Source organism: Sphingobium sp. C100, from assembly GCF_000508185.1.
In the GTDB taxonomy this organism is placed as follows: domain Bacteria; phylum Pseudomonadota; class Alphaproteobacteria; order Sphingomonadales; family Sphingomonadaceae; genus Sphingobium.
The window spans coordinates 1-1,414 of the sequence record NZ_AYOY01000102.1 but is presented as its reverse complement, the minus strand read 5'-3'; the positions used below and the strand labels follow the sequence as shown (position 1 = coordinate 1,414).

The following is a 1,414-nucleotide window of genomic DNA, read 5'->3' as shown; positions in this document are numbered from 1 at the left end:
GGGGCCGGGGCGGCGACGCGGGGCGCCTCAACCTCCGGCGTGGCGGGCGCGGGCTTGCGCGCCGGGGCGGCGGTGCGCTTGGGCGCTTCGTTCGCCTTCACCGGGGACGGGCGCGATTGCAGCCCCAGGCGGTGCGCCTTGCCGATCACGGCATTGCGGCTGACTCCGCCCAATTCATCGGCGATCTGGCTGGCGGTCAGGCCGCGTTCCCACATCCCCTTGAGCTGGTCGATGCGCTCGTCAGTCCAGGACAATGAAAAACTCCTCACAAATTTCAGATTGCTTCCTATATGGGAAGCCGAGCGCGCAGGTTCAAATCCTTGGACCTGACCCCTTGCAGCACAACGGACCAGCCGATAGTCGATCCAGCCATGAACGACCAGCCCAAAATTGCCGCCCCCTTTTCCAAGGACCGGGCGACCGCCGCGCCGTTCGCCGAGCCTGGCGTGCCGCAGATCCGCAACATCAACTGGGCCGGCACCTGGGCGCTGTATCGCAAGGAAGTGCGACGCTTCCTGAAGGTGCAGCTTCAGACGGTGTGGGCGCCCGCGATCACGACGCTGATGTTCCTCATCATCTTCATCGTCGCGCTGGGCGGCAGCGGCCGGACGGTGGCGCTGCGCGGGGAGGCGGTGCCGTTCGCCGACTTCATCGCGCCCGGCCTCATCATCATGGGCATGATCAACGCCTGTTTCGCCAATGCCAGCTTTTCGCTGATGGTGGGCAAGGTGCAGGGGACGCTGGTCGACTATCTGATGCCGCCCATTTCGGTCAGCGAATTGCTGTTCGCGCTGGTGGCGTCATCGGTCACGCGCGCGATCTTCGTGGGATGCGCCCTGTGGCTGGCGATGGCGGCGTGGCCCGGCGTGCATGTGACGCCGGCGCATCTGTGGGCGGTGCTGTGGTTCGGGCTGCTCGGCACCAGCTTCATCGCCTTTCTGGGCGTGCTGACATCGATCTGGGCGGAAAAATTCGACCATGGCGCTGCGGTGACCAATTTCGTGATCGGGCCGCTGGCGCTGCTGTCGGGCACATTTTACTCGATCGACCGGCTGCCGCCCATTTTCCAGGACATCAGCCACGCCAATCCCTTTTTCTATATCATTTCCGGCTTTCGCTACGGCTTCGTTGCGGCGGCGGATACCAATGTGGTGACGGGCAGCCTGGTGCTGCTGGCGCTCAACCTGGTCTTCGGCGGCCTTTGCTACACGCTGTTGCGGCGCGGCTGGAAGATCAAGGCCTGAGCCGGGGCCGCCGCCCGATCAGATGAAGGCGGCAAAGAGCGGGACGGCGAACTCCATGACGAGCAGGATCGCCGCCGCCATCAGCCAGTGATGAAGCCGGGGAAGGGCGCGAACATCATCGCCCCCTTCCTTCCACGGCCAGATCAATGACCCGCGGCGCCGACGCGGGA

General features: G+C 65.1%; 2 protein-coding genes. One reads left to right on the top strand and one right to left on the bottom strand.

What is annotated here, in order from left to right; all coding sequences use genetic code 11:
- Nucleotides 1-254 (bottom strand): GcrA family cell cycle regulator (locus tag C100_RS32315; protein ID WP_024019160.1); only part of this gene is annotated, 254 nt, incomplete at its 3' end.
- 117 nt (nt 255-371) lie between these two features.
- Between C100_RS32315 and C100_RS32310 the strand changes: the two genes are divergently transcribed.
- The gene (locus tag C100_RS32310; RefSeq protein ID WP_024019159.1) at nt 372-1,244 is read left to right on the top strand and encodes an ABC transporter permease; all 873 of its coding nucleotides are present in this window, start codon (nt 372-374) and stop codon (nt 1,242-1,244) included.
- Nucleotides 1,245-1,414: the final 170 nt, after the last annotated feature.

Excerpts from the sequence above, each read along its gene's own strand:
- C100_RS32310 (WP_024019159.1), top strand. The coding sequence starts at position 372 with ATGAACGACCAGCCCAAAATTGCCGCCCCCTTTTCCAAGGACCGGGCG.